At 71.7% G+C, this 15,824-nt stretch carries 18 protein-coding genes; 6 read left to right on the top strand and 12 right to left on the bottom strand.

The window, feature by feature from the left end; genetic code table 11:
• Nucleotides 1–5: 5 nt before the first annotated feature.
• Nucleotides 6–605 (bottom strand): sulfite oxidase-like oxidoreductase, encoded by a 600-nt coding sequence (locus ACQSSQ_RS00680; RefSeq protein WP_431325103.1) that lies wholly within the window; start codon nucleotides 603–605, stop codon nucleotides 6–8.
• Nucleotides 606–717: 112 nt separating this feature from the next.
• Nucleotides 718–990, bottom strand: a complete 273-nt coding sequence (locus tag ACQSSQ_RS00675; RefSeq protein ID WP_431325102.1) for a DUF7218 family protein — start codon at nucleotides 988–990, stop codon at nucleotides 718–720.
• A gap of 80 nt (nucleotides 991–1,070) precedes the next feature.
• Between ACQSSQ_RS00675 and ACQSSQ_RS00670 the strand changes: the two genes are divergently transcribed.
• Nucleotides 1,071–1,697: a nucleoside/nucleotide kinase family protein gene (locus ACQSSQ_RS00670; protein ID WP_431325101.1), complete on the top strand. Its 627-nt coding sequence runs from the start codon at nucleotides 1,071–1,073 to the stop codon at nucleotides 1,695–1,697.
• On the opposite strand, the gene ACQSSQ_RS00665 is transcribed toward ACQSSQ_RS00670, so the two are convergent.
• The 3 genes from ACQSSQ_RS00665 to ACQSSQ_RS00655 are packed head-to-tail and all read right to left on the bottom strand — an operon-like array spanning nucleotide 1,698 to nucleotide 4,364.
• A complete protein-coding gene (locus ACQSSQ_RS00665; RefSeq protein WP_431325100.1) occupies nucleotides 1,698–2,867 on the bottom strand; it encodes an acyl-CoA dehydrogenase family protein in 1,170 nt (389 codons plus the stop codon). It lies immediately after the preceding gene.
• Nucleotides 2,868–2,910: 43 nt separating this feature from the next.
• Entirely contained in the window at nucleotides 2,911–3,339 is a 429-nt protein-coding gene (locus ACQSSQ_RS00660; protein ID WP_431325099.1) for a pyridoxamine 5'-phosphate oxidase family protein, read from the bottom strand.
• A gap of 14 nt (nucleotides 3,340–3,353) precedes the next feature.
• On the bottom strand, nucleotides 3,354–4,364 hold the full coding sequence (locus ACQSSQ_RS00655) for an aldo/keto reductase family protein (RefSeq protein ID WP_431325098.1): 1,011 nt from the start codon (nucleotides 4,362–4,364) through the stop codon (nucleotides 3,354–3,356).
• A 71-nt stretch (nucleotides 4,365–4,435) separates the two neighbouring features.
• On the opposite strand from ACQSSQ_RS00655, the gene ACQSSQ_RS00650 reads away from it, so the two are divergent.
• Together ACQSSQ_RS00650 and ACQSSQ_RS00645 are read left to right on the top strand one after the other, a co-directional pair.
• Nucleotides 4,436–4,948, top strand: a complete 513-nt coding sequence (locus ACQSSQ_RS00650) for a hypothetical protein (protein ID WP_431325097.1) — start codon at nucleotides 4,436–4,438, stop codon at nucleotides 4,946–4,948.
• Between the two features lie 45 nt (nucleotides 4,949–4,993).
• On the top strand, nucleotides 4,994–5,482 hold the full coding sequence (locus ACQSSQ_RS00645) for a DUF421 domain-containing protein (RefSeq protein ID WP_431325096.1): 489 nt from the start codon (nucleotides 4,994–4,996) through the stop codon (nucleotides 5,480–5,482).
• 6 nt (nucleotides 5,483–5,488) lie between these two features.
• Here the strand turns inward: ACQSSQ_RS00645 and ppgK are convergent, their stop codons facing one another.
• The 6 genes from ppgK to hppD form a co-directional block, all read right to left on the bottom strand.
• Nucleotides 5,489–6,250, bottom strand: coding sequence for a polyphosphate--glucose phosphotransferase (gene ppgK, locus ACQSSQ_RS00640; protein ID WP_431325095.1), 762 nt, complete (start codon nucleotides 6,248–6,250; stop codon nucleotides 5,489–5,491).
• A gap of 70 nt (nucleotides 6,251–6,320) precedes the next feature.
• Nucleotides 6,321–6,905: a GNAT family N-acetyltransferase gene (locus ACQSSQ_RS00635; RefSeq protein ID WP_431325094.1), complete on the bottom strand. Its 585-nt coding sequence runs from the start codon at nucleotides 6,903–6,905 to the stop codon at nucleotides 6,321–6,323.
• Between the two features lie 43 nt (nucleotides 6,906–6,948).
• The gene (gene efeB / locus ACQSSQ_RS00630) at nucleotides 6,949–8,208 is read right to left on the bottom strand and encodes an iron uptake transporter deferrochelatase/peroxidase subunit (RefSeq protein ID WP_431325093.1); all 1,260 of its coding nucleotides are present in this window, start codon (nucleotides 8,206–8,208) and stop codon (nucleotides 6,949–6,951) included.
• Nucleotides 8,209–8,227: 19 nt separating this feature from the next.
• Nucleotides 8,228–9,391 carry an iron uptake system protein EfeO gene (gene efeO / locus ACQSSQ_RS00625; protein ID WP_431325092.1) on the bottom strand — a complete coding sequence of 388 codons (1,164 nt, stop codon included), beginning with the start codon at nucleotides 9,389–9,391 and terminating at the stop codon, nucleotides 8,228–8,230.
• A gap of 35 nt (nucleotides 9,392–9,426) precedes the next feature.
• Nucleotides 9,427–10,284, bottom strand: coding sequence for an iron uptake transporter permease EfeU (gene efeU, locus ACQSSQ_RS00620; protein ID WP_431325091.1), 858 nt, complete (start codon nucleotides 10,282–10,284; stop codon nucleotides 9,427–9,429).
• Nucleotides 10,285–10,386: 102 nt separating this feature from the next.
• Complete coding sequence (gene hppD / locus ACQSSQ_RS00615) at nucleotides 10,387–11,592, bottom strand: 4-hydroxyphenylpyruvate dioxygenase (protein ID WP_431325090.1); 1,206 nt, start codon at nucleotides 11,590–11,592, stop codon at nucleotides 10,387–10,389.
• A 201-nt stretch (nucleotides 11,593–11,793) separates the two neighbouring features.
• On the opposite strand from hppD, the gene ACQSSQ_RS00610 reads away from it, so the two are divergent.
• The 3 genes from ACQSSQ_RS00610 to ACQSSQ_RS00600 all read left to right on the top strand — a co-directional run bounded on the left by ACQSSQ_RS00610 (nucleotide 11,794) and on the right by ACQSSQ_RS00600 (nucleotide 14,506).
• The gene (locus ACQSSQ_RS00610) at nucleotides 11,794–12,303 is read left to right on the top strand and encodes an Lrp/AsnC family transcriptional regulator (protein ID WP_431325089.1); all 510 of its coding nucleotides are present in this window, start codon (nucleotides 11,794–11,796) and stop codon (nucleotides 12,301–12,303) included.
• Between the two features lie 147 nt (nucleotides 12,304–12,450).
• Nucleotides 12,451–13,542 carry a Glu/Leu/Phe/Val family dehydrogenase gene (locus ACQSSQ_RS00605; RefSeq protein ID WP_431325088.1) on the top strand — a complete coding sequence of 364 codons (1,092 nt, stop codon included), beginning with the start codon at nucleotides 12,451–12,453 and terminating at the stop codon, nucleotides 13,540–13,542.
• A 34-nt stretch (nucleotides 13,543–13,576) separates the two neighbouring features.
• Nucleotides 13,577–14,506 carry an acetamidase/formamidase family protein gene (locus ACQSSQ_RS00600; protein ID WP_431325087.1) on the top strand — a complete coding sequence of 310 codons (930 nt, stop codon included), beginning with the start codon at nucleotides 13,577–13,579 and terminating at the stop codon, nucleotides 14,504–14,506.
• A gap of 92 nt (nucleotides 14,507–14,598) precedes the next feature.
• Here ACQSSQ_RS00600 and ACQSSQ_RS00595 read toward each other — a convergent pair whose 3' ends face one another.
• Nucleotides 14,599–15,795 (bottom strand): homogentisate 1,2-dioxygenase, encoded by a 1,197-nt coding sequence (locus ACQSSQ_RS00595; protein ID WP_431325086.1) that lies wholly within the window; start codon nucleotides 15,793–15,795, stop codon nucleotides 14,599–14,601.
• Between the last annotated feature and the right edge of the window lie 29 nt (nucleotides 15,796–15,824).

Raw genomic sequence — 15,824 nt, 5'->3', positions numbered from 1 at the left:
CGCCCTCAGTCGCCCGCGTAGCGCTGCTCGCGCCACGGGTCGCCGTAGTCGTGGTAGCCGGCCTGCTCCCAGAAGCCCGGCCGGTCCTCGGTCATCAGCTCCAGCCCGCTGACCCACTTCGCGGACTTCCAGAAGTACAGGTGGGGCACGAGCAGCCGCGCCGGGCCGCCGTGCTCCGGACGCAGCGGCTGGCCGTCGTACCCGTAGGCGACCCATGCCTGACCGTTGCGCAGGTCGGCGAGCGGGACGTTGGTCGTGTAGCCGCCGTAGGAGTGCGCCATCACGTACGACGCTGCGGTGTCGATGCCCGACAGCAGGACGTCGAGGCTGACCCCCGTCCACCGCGTGCCGAGCTTGCTCCACTTCGTGACGCAGTGGATGTCGACTGTGACATCCTCGCGCGGCAGCGCCTGCAGCTCGACCCAGCTCCAGCGGTGCTCCTGGCCGGTCTCGGTGCTGATCGTGAACGACCACGCGCCCGGCGCGACCTGCGGCGTCGGTCCCGCCGAGAGCACCGGAAACCCCCGTTCGAGGTACTGCCCCGGGGGAAGGACGACGTCGTCGCCACCCCGTCTGCCGTGGAACCCTCGCGTGACGATGTTCATCGCGCTCCTCCGTCCGATGGACCAGAGCACGAGGGTAGGCGTACGACGCGGGTGGCCGCACGCGCACACGCGGCGTCGGCGGCGTGATCCGCGCCGCCGACGCCGTGCGGGATCAGCTGTTGCGGAGCGCGGAGACCAGCTGCTTCTTGGTCATCGACGACCGGCCGTCGATCCCGATCTCCTTCGCCCGGTCGTACAGCTCCTGCTTGGACCAGTCGTCGTAGTCGCCGGACTTCCCGCCCTTGCGACCGACCGCGGACCGTCCGCGCTGGGCGGCGGCGTTGGCGATCCGCGCCGACTTCTGCTTGGAGTTGCCCTCGTCGCGCAGCTCCTCGTACAGCTTCTTGTCCTTGACGCTCGGACCAGGTGACTTGCCTCGGGGCATGCCTCTTCCTCCTTCGTCGGACTCTTCTCCCCCGGTGTACCCCGCAGCGGCGGCGCGCATGCGCCGTCAGACTGGTCTGCGTGACGACCGTCCTCGACCTCGATCGTGCCGCCGACCGCGCCCACCGCCTCGTCCGCGACGGCGGTCGTCTGCTGGGCATCGCCGGCGCGCCCGGGGTCGGCAAGTCGTGGCTGGTCGACGCGCTCCTGGCCCGGACGACGGACCTCGACGTCGCGCACCTGCCCATGGACGGCTTCCACCTCGCCGACGTGACGCTCGAGCAGCTCGGGCTGCGTGACGTGAAGGGCGCCCCGGAGACGTTCGACGTCGGCGGGTACGCCGCCACGCTGCGCCGCATCGCGCGCCGCGACGAGGACGTGGTCTACGCGCCGGCCTTCGAGCGCGACCTCGAGCAACCGGTCGCCGGGGCGGTGCCGGTCCCGCGCGCGGCGGACCTCGTGCTCACCGAGGGCAACTACCTCCTGCTCGACGCACCGGGATGGCGCGACGTCCGCGCGCTGCTCGACGAGGTGTGGTTCCTCGAGGAGGACGACGAGCTCCGCGTACGCCGTCTCGTCGCGCGGCACGTCGCGTTCGGGAAGTCGCCGGCCGAGGCCGAGGCGTGGGTCGCGCGCAGCGACGAGGCGAACGCGCGCCTGGTCGCCTCGACCCGGGAGCGTGCCGACGTGGTGGTCAGCGTCGGGTGATCAGCCGTCGCGCCGCTGCTGCCGCAGCAGGTTCGACCCGATGATGAGCCGCTGGATCTCGCTGGTGCCCTCGTACAGGCGCAGCAGACGCACGTCGCGGTAGATCCGCTCGACCGTCGACTCCCGCATGTAGCCGGACCCGCCGTGGACCTGGACGGCGAGGTCGGCGACCCGGCCGGCCATCTCGGTGCAGAACAGCTTCGCCGCCGAGGGACCCAGGCGCCGGTCCTCCCCGGAGACCCACCGCGCTGCGGTGTCGCGGACGAGGCTCCGCCCCGCGAGCACACCGACCTGCTGGTCGGCCAGCATCGCCTGCACGAGCTGGAAGTCCCCGATCGGCGTCCCGCCCTGGGTCGCCGTCGCCGCGTAGGCGACGGACTCGTCGAGCGCCCGCTGCGCCTGCCCGACGGCCAGCGCGGCGATGTGGACCCTCCCCTTCGCGAGCGAGGTCATCGCGGCGCGGTAGCCGACCTCGACCGCTCCGCCGACCAGCGCGTCGTCCGAGACCCGGACGTCGTCCAGGTGGACGTCCGCCGTCCACGCACCCTCCTGGCCCATCTTGCGGTCGTGCGGGCCCACCGTGAGTCCGGCGGCGTCCCCGGGCACGAGGAACACCGCGATCTGGGACCCATCGTCACCGCCGTCGTCGGCCACGCGGGCGAACACCATGAACAGGTCGGCGAGCGGGGCGTTGGTGATGAACCGCTTCTCTCCGGAGATCGCCCACCCGTCGGAGGTGCGGACCGCCCTCGTGCGCAGGCCGGCTGGGTTGGAGCCGGCACCGGACTCGGTGAGCGCGAAGGACGCGACGACGTCCCCGCTCGCGATCCGCTCGAGCCAGGTCGCCTTCTGGGTGTCGGTGCCGAAGTTCACCAGGACCTGCCCGGCGATGCCGTTGTTGGTCCCGAACATCGAGCGGAACGCCAGCGTCGTGTAGCCGAGCTCCATCGCGAGCTCGACCTCCTGGACGAGGTCCAGGCCGAGACCGCCCCACTCCTGGTCGATGGCGTAGCCGAACAGGCCCATCCCGCGCGCCGCCGCGCGCAGGTCGTCGGGGATCTCGTCGGCGTCGGCGATCTCGCGCTCGCGCGGCACGACCTCCTTGCGCACGAACCGGCGTACCTGCTCGAGGACGTCTGCGAACTCTTCGGCGCTGACCTGCGGGCTCATGGCGAGATCATGCCGCGTCGCGCACGCCGCCGTGCGCTCCGGGTCACACCCAGGCGATCCGGCGCCCGCTGACCACCGTCGGCGTCAGCGAGATCCAGAGCACGCGGCTGCCGTCGGCCCACGGCGTCGCCCGGTCGGGTCCCCAGAGGTCGGCGAGCACCTTCGGATCGGTCTCGTGCTGCCCCTCGCCCGTGAGCAGGACCGACCATCCCGTCTGGCTGGACGCGTCGATCGTGTCGACCTCGAAGGCGATCGGCGTGCCGGTGACCGCCTGCGCCACCGCGCCGTACGGGGTGGTCCGGAAGAGGATCCGCCCCTCGTGGACCATGAAGTTGACCGGGAAGATCTGCGGCGCCCCCTCGGCCACGAACCCGACCCGCCCGACCTCCTGGCTGCCGAGCAGCTCCCAGCACTCGTCGGCCGAGAGCTGCATGAGCCGCCGGTGCGGTCCGGTCTCCCCCAACGTGCCCATCGTCTCCCCTTCCGTCAGCTCGGACGCTTCGCCGGCGCGCTCTGCGCGGTCATCGCCGGGTCCCGGACCACGACGTCGCCGAGCGCGTCGTCGATCGCCTTCAGGACGTCGGCCTCGAGGCGTACGCCGCTCGCCTTCACGTTGTCGGTGACCTGCTCCGGCCGCGAGGCGCCGATGATCGCCGCGGCGACGTTCGGGTTCTGCAGCACCCAGGCCACCGCGAGCTGGGCCATCGAGAGGCCGAGGTCCGCGGCGATCGGCTCGAGGCGCTGGACCCTCTCCAGCACGTCGTCGTCGAGGAACCGCGCCACCATGTCCGCGCCGCCCTTGGTGTCCGTCGCCCGCGACCCCTCGGGTGCCGCCTGGCCCGGCTTGTACTTGCCCGTCAGCACGCCCTGCGCGATCGGCGACCAGACGATCTGGCTGATGCCGAGCTCCTCGCTGGTCGGCACGACCTCGGCCTCGATCACGCGCCAGAGCATCGAGTACTGCGGCTGGCTGGAGATCAGCGGGACCTTCAGCTCCTGCGCGAGCGCGTGGCCGGCGCGGATCTGCTCGGCGGTCCACTCCGAGACGCCGACGTACAGCACCTTGCCCGCGCGCACGAGGTCGGCGAAGGCGAGCATCGTCTCCTCCAGCGGCGTCTCCGTGTCGAAGCGGTGCGCCTGGTAGAGGTCGACGTAGTCGGTGCGCAGCCGACGCAGCGACGCGTCGATCGACTCGCGGATGTGCTTGCGCGAGAGTCCGGAGTCGTTGTGGCCGCGCGGCCCGGTCGGCCAGTAGACCTTGGTGAAGATCTCCAGCGACTCGCGGCGCTCGCCCGCCAGCGCCTCTCCGAGCACCTGCTCCGCGACGGTGTTGGCGTAGGCGTCGGCGGTGTCGAAGGTGGTGATGCCCTCGTCGAGCGCCCGGCGTACGCACGCCTGCGCGACGTCGGCCTCCACCTGGGAGCCGTGGGTGAGCCAGTTGCCGTACGCGATCTCGCTGATCTTCAGCCCGCTGTTGCCGAGGTAACGGAAGTCCATGTCTCCACCGTAGTGCGACCCGCGCGGCGCGCTGTCGGACGTCGGCCCGCCGGACCGGCAGGATGTGTGCCGTGACGACGACGTACGACGACGTTCCCGAGGGCACCGTCACCGGCACCGCGCGGTGGACGACCCGCCTCACCCTCTTCGCGCTGTTCCTCTTCGTCGTCGCCGGAGCGGTCGGTCTGCTCGGCGTCCGCAACCTCACCACGACCGCGGAGGGCGGCGGCTTCACCCTCACGGTCGACTACCCGCGGCTCGCACGCGCCGGGCTCGACACGCCCCTGTCGATCACCGTGTCGAACCCCGACGGCGTCGGCGAGGAGGTCGTGGTCGGGATCTCGCAGGAGTACATGAAGATCTTCGAGCACCAGGGGATCTTCCCCGACCCGAGCGACACCAGCACCGACGGCACGTACCTGTACCTGACCATCGCCGCGGAGCCCGGGGCCACCGAGGTCCGCGTCGACTTCGACGTCTACGTCCAGCCGTCCAGCCAGGAGGGCGAGCAGGCGAAGGTCTTCGTCGCCGACGGCGGGGACCGGGTGGCCGAGACCGAGATCAGGACGACGCTCCTGCCCTGAGTCCGGGCACGGGACGCACCGACCACCGCAGAAGGGAGGCCGACGATGGAGATCGTCGTCCGCGCGATCATCGTCTTCGTCTTCCTGTGGCTCATCACCCGAGCCGTGGGGCGCTCCACCCTCGGGGAGCTGAGCACGTTCGAGCTCGTGCTGTTCATCGTGATGGGCGACCTCGTCCAGGGTGCCGTCACGCAGCAGGACTCCTCGATCACCGGCGCGGTGCTCGCGGTCGGCACGTTCACGCTCCTGACGGTGGCGCTGTCGTGGCTGTCCTGGCGCTTCCCCGACCGGCTGCGCTTCATCAAGGGGTCGCCGGTGGTGGTGATGCGCGACGGCGAGCCCCGCATGAAGGTGCTCAAGGACCAGCGGCTCGCGCTCGACGACCTGGTGATCTCGGCCCGGGAGCAAGGGGTGCGCCGCCTGTCCGACGTGGAGATCGCCGTCCTCGAGATCGACGGCCGGATCTCGTTCTTCACCTACGAGACCGACGAGGACGCCGACGGAGCCGCTGAGGGCGGGCTGCAGGCGACCTGACCTGCGTCAGGAGTGTGCGCGCGAGGCCAGCAGGGCGGCGCCGATGATGCCGGCGTCGTTGCCGAGCCGGGCGGCGACGATCGGGGCGCGCAGGTGCAGCAGCGGCAGGTACTTGTCGGCGTGCTTGGCGACGCCGCCGCCGACCACGAACAGGTCGGGCCAGAGCAGGTCCTCCAGCCGTGCGTAGTAGCGCTGGAGGCGTTCGGCCCACTCCTCCCAGGACAGGTCCTCGTTCTCGCGCGCTGCCGAGGAGGTCGACTTCTCCACGTCCTCGCCGTCGATGCGCAGGTGCCCGAGCTCGCTGTTGGGCACGAGCTCCCCGTCGTTGATGAGGGCCGTCCCGATCCCGGTGCCGAGCGTCGTCATGATGACCAGGCCGGACGTGCCGCGTCCCGCGCCGAACTCCAGCTCGCCGATCCCGGCGGCGTCGGCGTCGTTCGTGACGACGACCGGGCGTTGCAGGCGCTCGGAGAGAAGGCGTACGGCGTCGGTGCCGATCCAGCTGCGGTCGATGTTCGCCGCCGTACGGACCAGCCCTCGCGTCACCACGGCCGGGACGGTGATGCCGACCGGGATCTTGTGGTCGCCGCCGGCGAAGTGCTCGACGATCTCCGCGACCACCTCCGCGACAGCGTCGGGCGTCGACTCCTTCGGCGTCTCGAGCCGCAGCCGGTCCTCGGCGAACTCGCCCTTCTTCAGGTCGACGGGGGCTCCCTTGATGCCGCTCCCGCCGATGTCGACCCCGATCGGACGCATGTGCTTGCTCATGGTGTGGCCATCGTGCCACTGCGGGGACGGCTGCGCCGGTCGGCAGGAGGCGACTCCCCGAACTCGGGCATCAGGTCCGCGGTGCGGGCTCCTGGCGCATGATCCACGTCGGCACCGGCTCGGTCAGCTCGCCGACGACCTCCCACCCCGCACGGCGGTAGAGGTCGACGTTGCCGCGGTTGCTGGTCTCGAGCACCGAGGGCAGACCGTCCTCGGCGGCACGCCGCAGGCCGGCCGCCATCACAGCGCGGCCCCAGCGCTTGCCGGCGTGCTCGGGACGGGTGCCGAGCACGCCGAGGTACCAGAAGGGACCGGGCGGCAGCGCGGCGTGGACCGCGTGGTCGTACGCGTCGACGCGCGCCCGCACCTCGGCAGGGAACCGGTCCGCCCAGGTGCCGTCGGCCTCCTCCTGCGCACCCTCCGACGGCGGCTCCCAGACGGCCACGGAGTCGCCGTCGATCGTCCAGACCGCACGTCGCCCGATCCGCTTGTCGAAGAGGTGGCCGAAGAACGCCTCGGCGTACGCGGGGTAGGTGGCGTCGTCGGGGAAGAGCCACCGGAGCACGGGGTCCGCGACGAACGCCGTCACCAGCGTGTCGAGAATCCGCTCGCGGTCGGCGGCGGTGGCGAGTCGGACCGGAGGCAACGCGTTCACGGGGTCGACGTTAGCGGGCGCGCGCACCGCGTCCCGGCGCTGCTCACGCGCTGAACAGGTGCTGACCGACGTACTCGCCCTCGCGCACGCCCGGCGGGATCGCGAACAGCCCGGACCCGGTGTGCTGCACGTACTCCTGCATCCCGTCCAGCGTGGACAGGCGCATCTGCACCGGCACGAAGTGGGTGCGCGGGTCCACGACGTAGGCGAGGAAGAAGAGGCCCGCGTCCATCCGCCCGATCTCGGTGCTGCCGTCGACGAAGTTGTAGCCACGCCGCAGCATGCGGACGCCGCCGTTGTGGTCGGGGTGCGCGATCCGCACGTGCGCCCCGGCGTCGACCAGCGGCTCGCCCTCCCGTCCGGGCCGCTCGAAGTCGGGCTGTTCGTGCTCGGCGCCTCCGGACAACGGAGCGCCCTCCGCCTTGGTCCGACCGATCACGCGCTCCTGCTCGCGCAGCGGCTGGCGGTCCCAGATCTCGATCGTCATGTTGATGCGTCGTGCGACGAGGTAGCTGCCGCCGGTCATCCAGGCCTGGTCCGTGTCGTCCCCGACCCACACGTGCTCGTCCAGCACGGCGCGGTCCTCGGACTTGACGTTCATCGTCCCGTCCTTGAACCCGAACAGGTTGCGCGGCGTCTCCTCGTCGCGGGTCGTGGTCGAGGTCTTGCCGAAGCCGAGCTGCGACCACCGCAGTCCGACGGTCCCGAACCCGATCCGGGCGAGGTTGCGGATCGCGTGCACCGCGACCTGGGGGTCGTCGGCGCACGCCTGCACGCAGAGGTCGCCGTCGCTGCGCTCCGCACGGAGGTTGTCGCCGGGGAAGTGCGGGAGCGCGGCGAGGGCGGCGGGACGCCTGCCCGCCAGCCCGAAACGGTCGTCGAAGAGCGACGCGCCGAAGCCGAAGGTCAGGGTCAGCCGCGAGGGCGGGAGACCGATCGCCTCGCCGGTGTCGTCGGGAGGGGCGTCGTAGTCGCCGGAGGTCGGACCCGCCGGACCGGCCCCGTCGCCGTGCATCATGCGGGCCGCGGCGTCGGTCCACTCGCGCAGCAGGTCGACGAGGGCCGCGCGCGAGTCGGTGGTGACGTCGAAGGCAGCGAAGTGGAGGCGGTCCTGGACGGGGGTGACGATGCCCGGCTGGTGGGCGCCGTACAACGCGTAGGCCTTCGGTCCGGTGCTGGGCGGCACGCCCTCGTCGGCGACCGCACGTCCCGCGCCGAAGCCGGCCGCGGCGGCGCCGACGCCCAGCGCCGCGCCCCCGCCGATCAGCCCGCGACGGCTGATCCCTCGACGTTGCTCGCTCATGACCCTCCCTCGTCGCTCCTCAGACCGTCGCCGCGGCGAGCCGGGACAGCGGCTCGCTCAGCGCGTTGACGGCGTCGGACAGCGCCTTGACCTGCTCGGTCGTGAGCTGGTCGTAGGTGACGAAGCCGTCACCCTGCTGGTGCTCGTCGAGGAGCGTCTGGAGCGCCGCGAAGCGCTCGGCGATCTGCTTGGCGAGCTCGGGGTCGTTCTTCTCGACGATCGGCTGCACACCCTCGAACGCGACACGGGCGCCGTCGACGTTGGCCTGGAAGTCCCACAGGTCGGTGCGCGACCAGTACTCCTCCTCGCCCGTGACCTTGCCGGTCGCGACCTCGTCGAGCAGGCCGCGCGAGCCGTTGGCGATCTGGTCGACGGTGTAGGTGAGGTCCTGGACGCGGTCGTCGAGGGTCTGGGTGTTCGCGAGCAGGTCGTCGGCGTACGTCGCGCGCTGGGCGGGCGTGAGAGCCGTGTAGCCCTCGGCGCGAGCCGGCCAGAGATCCTTCTCGATCAGGTGCCAGCCGGTCCACTTCTGGTCCGGCTCGAGGTCGGCCTCGCGCGCGTCCATCTTGGGGTCGAGGTCGCCGAAGGACTCAGCGACGGTCTCGATGCGCTCCCAGTGCTGGCGGGCGACCGGGTAGAGCGCGCGCGCCTCCTCGTCCTTGCCCGCCTTGTAGAGCGCGACGAACTCGGTCGTCTGGTCCAGCAGCTGCGCGCTCTGGTCCTGCACGTACGCCGCGTAGTTCTTGTTGGCCTGGTCGACGAGCGCCTGGTCGTCGCCGGACACCTCGACGTCCTCGTCGGAGGCGGTCACGGCGAAGTCGGCGCGGATCCCCTCGCCCTTCATGCCCGGCTTGCACGCGGTCACGTAGTCGCCCTCCGGGGCGGTCACGACGAGGTCCCGCGTCAGCCCGGGGCCGATGTTCTCGATCTCGCCGACGATCCGCAGCCCGTCGGACGCCAGCAGGTAGAACTCCGTCACGTCCGAGCCGTCGTTGCGGACGCTGAAGGTCAGGTTGCCCGCCGGCGCCTCGGTGGCGGAGACCTCGCACCCGTCGGCGGTGGAGGTCACCTCGAGGCTGCGCTCGTCTCCGGCGTCGGCCGGACGGTTCTCGGTGCAGCCGGCGAGCACGCCGACGGTGAGGGCGACGAGCCCGACGACGGCGGGGAGGGTCGTACGACGCATGGAGCGGGTCAACTTTCGTTCAGGAGGTTGTCGGGTCAGGCAGCGACGCGCTGCGCGGGAGAGCGGTCCTGCTTGTCGCGACGGCGCATCTTCAGCAGGAAGAGAGTCATGGTCGGCACCAGGTACAGCAGCCAGGCCAGGCCCTCGAGCACGGTGGTGGCGGGTGAGAAGTTGAAGACGCCCTTGAGCACGGTGGCGTACCAGGTCGTCGGGTCGATCACGTCGGAGACGTCGAACAGGACGTTGCCCAGCCCGGGGAGGATCCCGGCTTCCTGGAGGTCGTGCACGCCGTACGACAGCACCCCGGCGGCGACCACGATCAGGAAGGCGCCGGTCCAGAGGAAGAACCGGCTGAGGTTGATCCGGATCGCGCCGCGGTAGAAGAGGTAGCCGAGCACGACGGCGGTCGCGAGCCCGAGCGCCGCTCCGAGCAGCGGCTCCCAGGTCGCGGTGTGACCGTCGGCGGTGGCGGTCTGCGTCGCCGCCCAGAGGAACAGCGCGGTCTCGAGACCCTCCCGCCCGACGGCCAGCAGCGCCACGACGATGAGCGACCAGCGCGCGCCCTCGGCCGCGTCGTCGACCTTGCCGCGCAGCTCGCCGCTGATCCCCTTCGCAGCACCGGCCATCCAGAAGACCATCCAGGTGACGAAACCGACGGCGACGATGCTGAGCGCGCCGCCGATGGCCTCCTGGGCCTCGAACGTCAGGCCGCGGGGTCCGAAGGTGAGGAGGGCGCCGAAGCCGAGGCTGATCACGACCGCGATGCCCACCCCCATCCAGATCCGGGGCAGGAGGTGGCGCCGCTCGGTCTTCACGAGGTAGGCGACGAGGATGCTCACGACGAGCGCTGCCTCGAGCCCCTCGCGCAGGCCGATGAGGTAGTTCGCGAACACCGGATCCCCTTCGTGCGTGAGTTAAGCCTGGCCTAACTTAACCCCGGCACCCGGCGGTCCGGAACTGGGTGGGCGTAATGGCGGGTTTGCGCCACGCCGGGCTCAGAAGTTGCCGCGTCGCTCCTGCTCGCGCTCGATCGCCTCGAACAACGCCTTGAAGTTGCCCTTCCCGAAGCCGAGAGACCCGTGCCGCTCGATCAGCTCGAAGAAGACCGTCGGCCGGTCCCCGATCGGCTTGGTGAAGATCTGCAGGAGGTAGCCGTCCTCGTCGCGGTCGACCAGGATCCCGCGCGCCTGCAGCTCCTCGATCGGCACCCGGACCTCGCCGATCCGGGCCCGCAGCTCCGGATCGGTGTAGTACGAGTCCGGCGTCGAGAGGAACTCGACGCCCTCGGCGCGCAGCACGTCGACCGCGGCGAGGATGTCGTTCGTCGCGAGCGCGAGGTGCTGGGCGCCCGGGCCGCCGTAGAACTCGAGGTACTCGTCGATCTGCGACTTCTTCTTGCCGGCGGCCGGCTCGTTGAGCGGGAACTTGACCCGGTGGTTGCCGCTGGCCACGACCTTGCTCATGAGCGCGGAGTAGTCGGTCGCGATGTCGTCGCCGATGAACTCCGCCATGTTCGTGAAGCCCATGACGCGGTGGTAGAAGTCGACCCAGGTGTCCATCCGCCCGAGCTCGACGTTGCCGACCACGTGGTCGAGCGCCTGGAAGACCCGCTTCGGCGCCCCGGCACGCTTCTCGTACCCGCTGGAGCGCTCCACGTAGCCGGGGAGGTACGGCCCGTCGTACTGCGAGCGGTCGACGAGCGTGTGCCGGGTCTCGCCGTACGTCGCGATCGCCGCCGTACGGATCGTGCCGTGCTCGTCGGTGACGTCGTGCGGCTCCTCGAGCACGGTCGCGCCCTGCTCGCGGGCGTGGGCGATGCACCGGTCGACGTCGGGGACCTCCAGCGCGATGTCGACGATGCCGTCGCCGTGAGCGGCATGGTGCGCGACCAGCGGGCTCTGCGGAGCCACCGCGCCCTTGAGGACGAAGCGCACCCCGCCGCTGCGCAGCACGTACGCCGCGTGGTCGCGGTTGCCGGTCTCGGGGCCGGAGTACGCGACGAGCTCCATCCCGTACGCGGACTGGTAGTAGTGCGCGGCCTGCGCCGCGTTGCCCACCACCCACACGACGGCGTCCCAGCCGATGACCGGGAAGGGATCCCCGGCCTCGTCGTACTCCACCAGTCCGACGAGCTGCTTGAGCTGGTCGACGTCGAGGCCGGCGAGGGCCTCCTCGCTGGTCAGCGTGTGCTCGATGGTCATGGTCGTCCCTTCGTTGCCGTCGTTGGTCGAGTAGCCAGAGCCGCGAGGCGAGGGCGTATCGAGACCCCTGTGGTCCCGATCACATCGCTGGCGCGCCCGACTGCGCAACCAGCCCCCTTCGTACTGGCCGTTCCGTGCAGATCGCACAGCGACTCGCCCCTTCTGCTGGACGATCCGCCCAGTCCGTACGACAGTGGTGCCGTGACCCTCGACGAGCTCGACCTCGCCCTTCTCCGCGCCTTGCAGGAGCACCCGCGCGCCGGTGCGCTGGAGCTGTCCCGCACGACCTCGGTCGCGCGCGGCACCGTCCAGGCGCGGCTGCGGCGGATGGAGGAGGAGGGGGTCGTCACCGGCTACGGCCCGGACGTCGACCTGCGGGCCGCCGGCTTCCCCGTGCAGGCCTACGTGACGCTCGAGATCGCGCAGGGCGCGCTCGACGAGGTGCACGAGGCGCTCGACGCCATCCCCGAGGTGGTGGAGGCGGTCGTCACCACCGGCACCTTCGACGTCCTCTGCCTCGTCGCGACCGCGTCGCACGAGGACCTCCAGCGCACCCTGCTGCGCCTCGACCAGTCCCCCAGCATCGTGCGCTCGACGAGCATCGTCGTGCTGTCGGTGCTCATCCCCAGGCGGGTGCAGCCGCTGCTGGAGTCGGCGCCGCGCCCGGGCACGACGCGCGCCCCGGCGTACCGCTCGATGACGCGCGAGTGAGCATCCCGCTCAGCTGAGCGACCCCTGGTCGGCGCGAAGTGATCAGGAGAGCGAGTTCGCCCACGTGATGTTGACCACACTCGAGGCCGCCTCCCAGCATGGTCCGCAGCCAGGCGCCGACCGCGCCACGGACTGGGAAGGAACGGCATGACCACCACCTCACGCCACGCCGTCGACGGGCTCTTCGACGATCTCGAGGAGCTCACGATCGGCACCCACGAGCGTGTCCACCTCCACCGCGACGCAGCGACGGGCCTCCGGGCGATCGTCGCCGTCCACGACACCCGGCTGGGGCCGGCGCTCGGCGGGACGCGGTTCTACCCGTACGCCTCCGAGGGCGACGCGCTCACCGACGTGCTGCGGCTGTCGGAGGGCATGACCTACAAGGCCGCCGCGGCCGGGCTCGACCTCGGAGGCGGGAAGGCCGTCATCGTCGGGGACCCGGCGACACTGAAGAGTCCGGAGCTGCTGCGGGCGTACGGCCGCTTCGTCGGCTCGCTCGGCGGCCGTTACATCACCGCGGGCGACGTGGGCATCTCCGCCGAGGACCTCGACGTGGTCGGCGAGGAGACGCCGTACGTCGTCGGGCGGACCGCCGCCGCCGGCGGCTCGGGCGACAGCGGGTTCGCGACCGCGTACGGCGTGTTCTCCGCGATGCGTGCGGCAGCGGCGCACACCTTCGGGAGCGCCGACCTCAGCGGGCTCTCGGTCGGCGTCGAGGGCGCCGGCAAGGTCGGGTTCCGGCTGATCGGGCTCCTGCGCGAGCAGGGCGCTCGGGTCGTCCTCACCGAGCTGGGCGAGGACGCGCTGCGGCGGGCCACCGACGCGTACCCCGGCCTGGAGCTCGCGGGATCGGTGGTCGACGCCGACGTCGACGTGTACGCCCCCTGCGCCCTCGGCGGCACGCTGACGCACGCGACCGCGACGGCGGTCCGCGCCCGGCTGGTCTGCGGTGCGGCCAACAACCAGCTACTGACCGCCGACGTGGAGGACCGGCTCGTCGACCGCGGCATCACGTGGGTGCCCGACTACGTGGCGAACGCCGGGGGCCTCGTCCAGGTCGCCGGCGAGCGCGACGGCAGCACGGTGGAGCAGGTACGGGCGCGCGTCGCCGGGCTCGAGGACCGGGTCGCCGACGTCCTCGCGACCGCGCGGGCCGAGGGCACGACGGCAGGGGCGGCGGCCCACGCGCTCGCCACGCGTCGCCTCGACACGGCCGGAGCCCCGACGGCGGGGTGACCGGGCGGGGTCCGGGTGCGCGAGGATCGTCCCCGTGACCCACCACGACCTCCTCGGCGACCCGCAGCACCTCTGGACGACGGCGCTCGAGCCGGTGCTGGAGATCTCCTCCGGCGACACGGTCTCGTTCGCCTGCGAGGACGCGGTGAACGGCCGCTACGACGCGGTGCCGACGGGCGGGACGCTGCCGCCGGACGACCCGGGCCGGCCGGCGTACCCGCTCGCCGGCCCGGTCGTCGTCGCGGGCGCGCAGCCCGGAGACGTCGTCGAGGTCGAGATCCTGGAGGCGGCGGGGACGAAAGGGTTCGGCTGGACCTCCATGGTCCCGGGCGAGGGGCTGCTCGCGGACGACTTCCCCGAGCCGTACCTCTACCGCTGGGAGATCGCGTGCGACCACACCGACCTCCACGACGTCGCGCGCGTCCCGGTCCGGCCGTTCTTCGGCGTCGTCGGCGTCTGCCCGGACACCGTGGAGCCCCTGCCGGTGATGCCGCCGGGGCACTTCGGCGGCAACCTCGACTGCCGCGACCTGGTCGTCGGGTCGTCGGTGTTCCTCCCCGTCCAGGTCCCCGGTGCGCGGCTCGCGGTCGGCGACCCGCACGCGGCCCAGGGCGACGGCGAGGTGTGCGTGAGCGCGATCGAGTGGGCGGCCCGTGGCACGGTGCGCGTGCGTCTGCACCGGGGCCGTACGATCGCGGGTCCGCAGCTGCGCACGCCCGGGCCGCTGCGCGCCGGCCTCGAGGACGCCGGCTGGTACGCGACGACCGGGGTCGCGCCGTCGCTGATGACCGCGGCCCAGGACGCGGTGCGGGCGATGATCGACCACCTCGGGCACGCGTACGGGCTCGACCCGCGCGACGCCTACGTGCTGTGCAGCGTGGCGGTGGACCTGAAGATCAGCGAGGTCGTGGACGCCCCGAACTGGGTCGTCGGCGCGTACCTCCCGCTGAGCATCATGCGCTGACGTTGCCCGGGGCCTCGCGGTCGCCGCCGCGTTGGTGCGTGAGTGGTCACGCGAGCGCCGCTGGTGACCCCTGACGCACCAACGGGTGCGTGTCAGCCCCGCAGGGCACGCGCGGCGGCGGTGCCGTACGCGTGGTCGTCCGTCGCTGCCCCCGCCTCGCCGATCTCCAGCGGGCGGAACGTGTCGACCATGACCGCGACCTCGTCGAACTCGTGGACCCCGATCGACGCCTCGACCGCCCCCGGCTGCGGACCGTGCGCGATGCCGCCCGGGTGCAGCGAGATCGAGCCGACGCCGATCCCCGTCCCCTTGCGCGCCTCGTAGTCGCCGCCGACGTAGAACATGACCTCGTCGGAGTCGACATTCGAGTGGTAGTACGGCACCGGGATCGACAGCGGGTGGTAGTCGACCTTGCGCGGCAGGAAGTTGCAGACCACGAAGTTGTAGCCCTCGAAGACCTGGTGCACCGGCGGCGGCTGGTGGACCTTGCCGGTGATCGGCATGTAGTCCTCGATGTTGAACGTGTAGGGATAGAGACAGCCGTCCCAGCCCACCACGTCGAACGGATGCGTCGCGTACGTCAGCCGCGTCCCGACGATGCCCGACGGGCCCGGACCGCGGTGCTTCACGAGGACCTCGACCTCGCTGCCCTCGACGACGAACGTCTCCTCCGGCCCGTGCAGGTCGCGCTCGCAGTACGGCGCGTGCTCGAGCAGCTGCCCGAACCGCGACAGATAGCGCTTCGGCGGCGCGATGTGGCTGTTGCCCTCGATCGCGTAGAGCCGGCTGAGCTCGGCGGGCACCCAGCGGTGCGTCGTCGCCCGCGGGATCACGACGTAGTCGCCCGCCCGGTAGGCGACGACGCCGAACACGGTCTCCACCACACCGGTCCCCGCCTCGACGAACACGCACTCGTCGCCGATCGCGTTGCGGTAGTACGGCGAGGTCTCGCCCGCCACCACGTACGAGATCCGCACGTCGCCGTTGCCGAGCACGAGACGCCTGCCGGTGACCGGGTCGAGCGCCTTGGCCTCGGTCTCGTCGAAGAGGTCGTGGAGCGTGAGATGGATCAGCCGCAGCGGGTGGTTCGCGGTCGTGGCCAGGTCGGGCAGCTCCCAGACCTCGCTCGCGCTCACGGCATGGGGAACTCCGCGGTGGTAGAGCAGGGACGAGTCCGACGAGAACCCCTCCTCGCCCATCAGCTCCTCGTAGTGCAGCGCACCGTCGTCGCCGCGCAGCTGGGTGTGGCGCTGGCGGGGGACCTGGCCGACCTTGCGGTAGTAGGCCATGGTGGGCTCCCTTCGCGGGCTCGAGGCTG

The sequence above is a fragment of the Mumia spirodelae genome (assembly GCF_050632745.1).
GTDB lineage: Bacteria > Actinomycetota > Actinomycetes > Propionibacteriales > Nocardioidaceae > Mumia.
The sequence above is the reverse complement of the archived record's forward strand: the minus strand, read 5'-3'. Positions and strand labels throughout refer to the sequence as shown.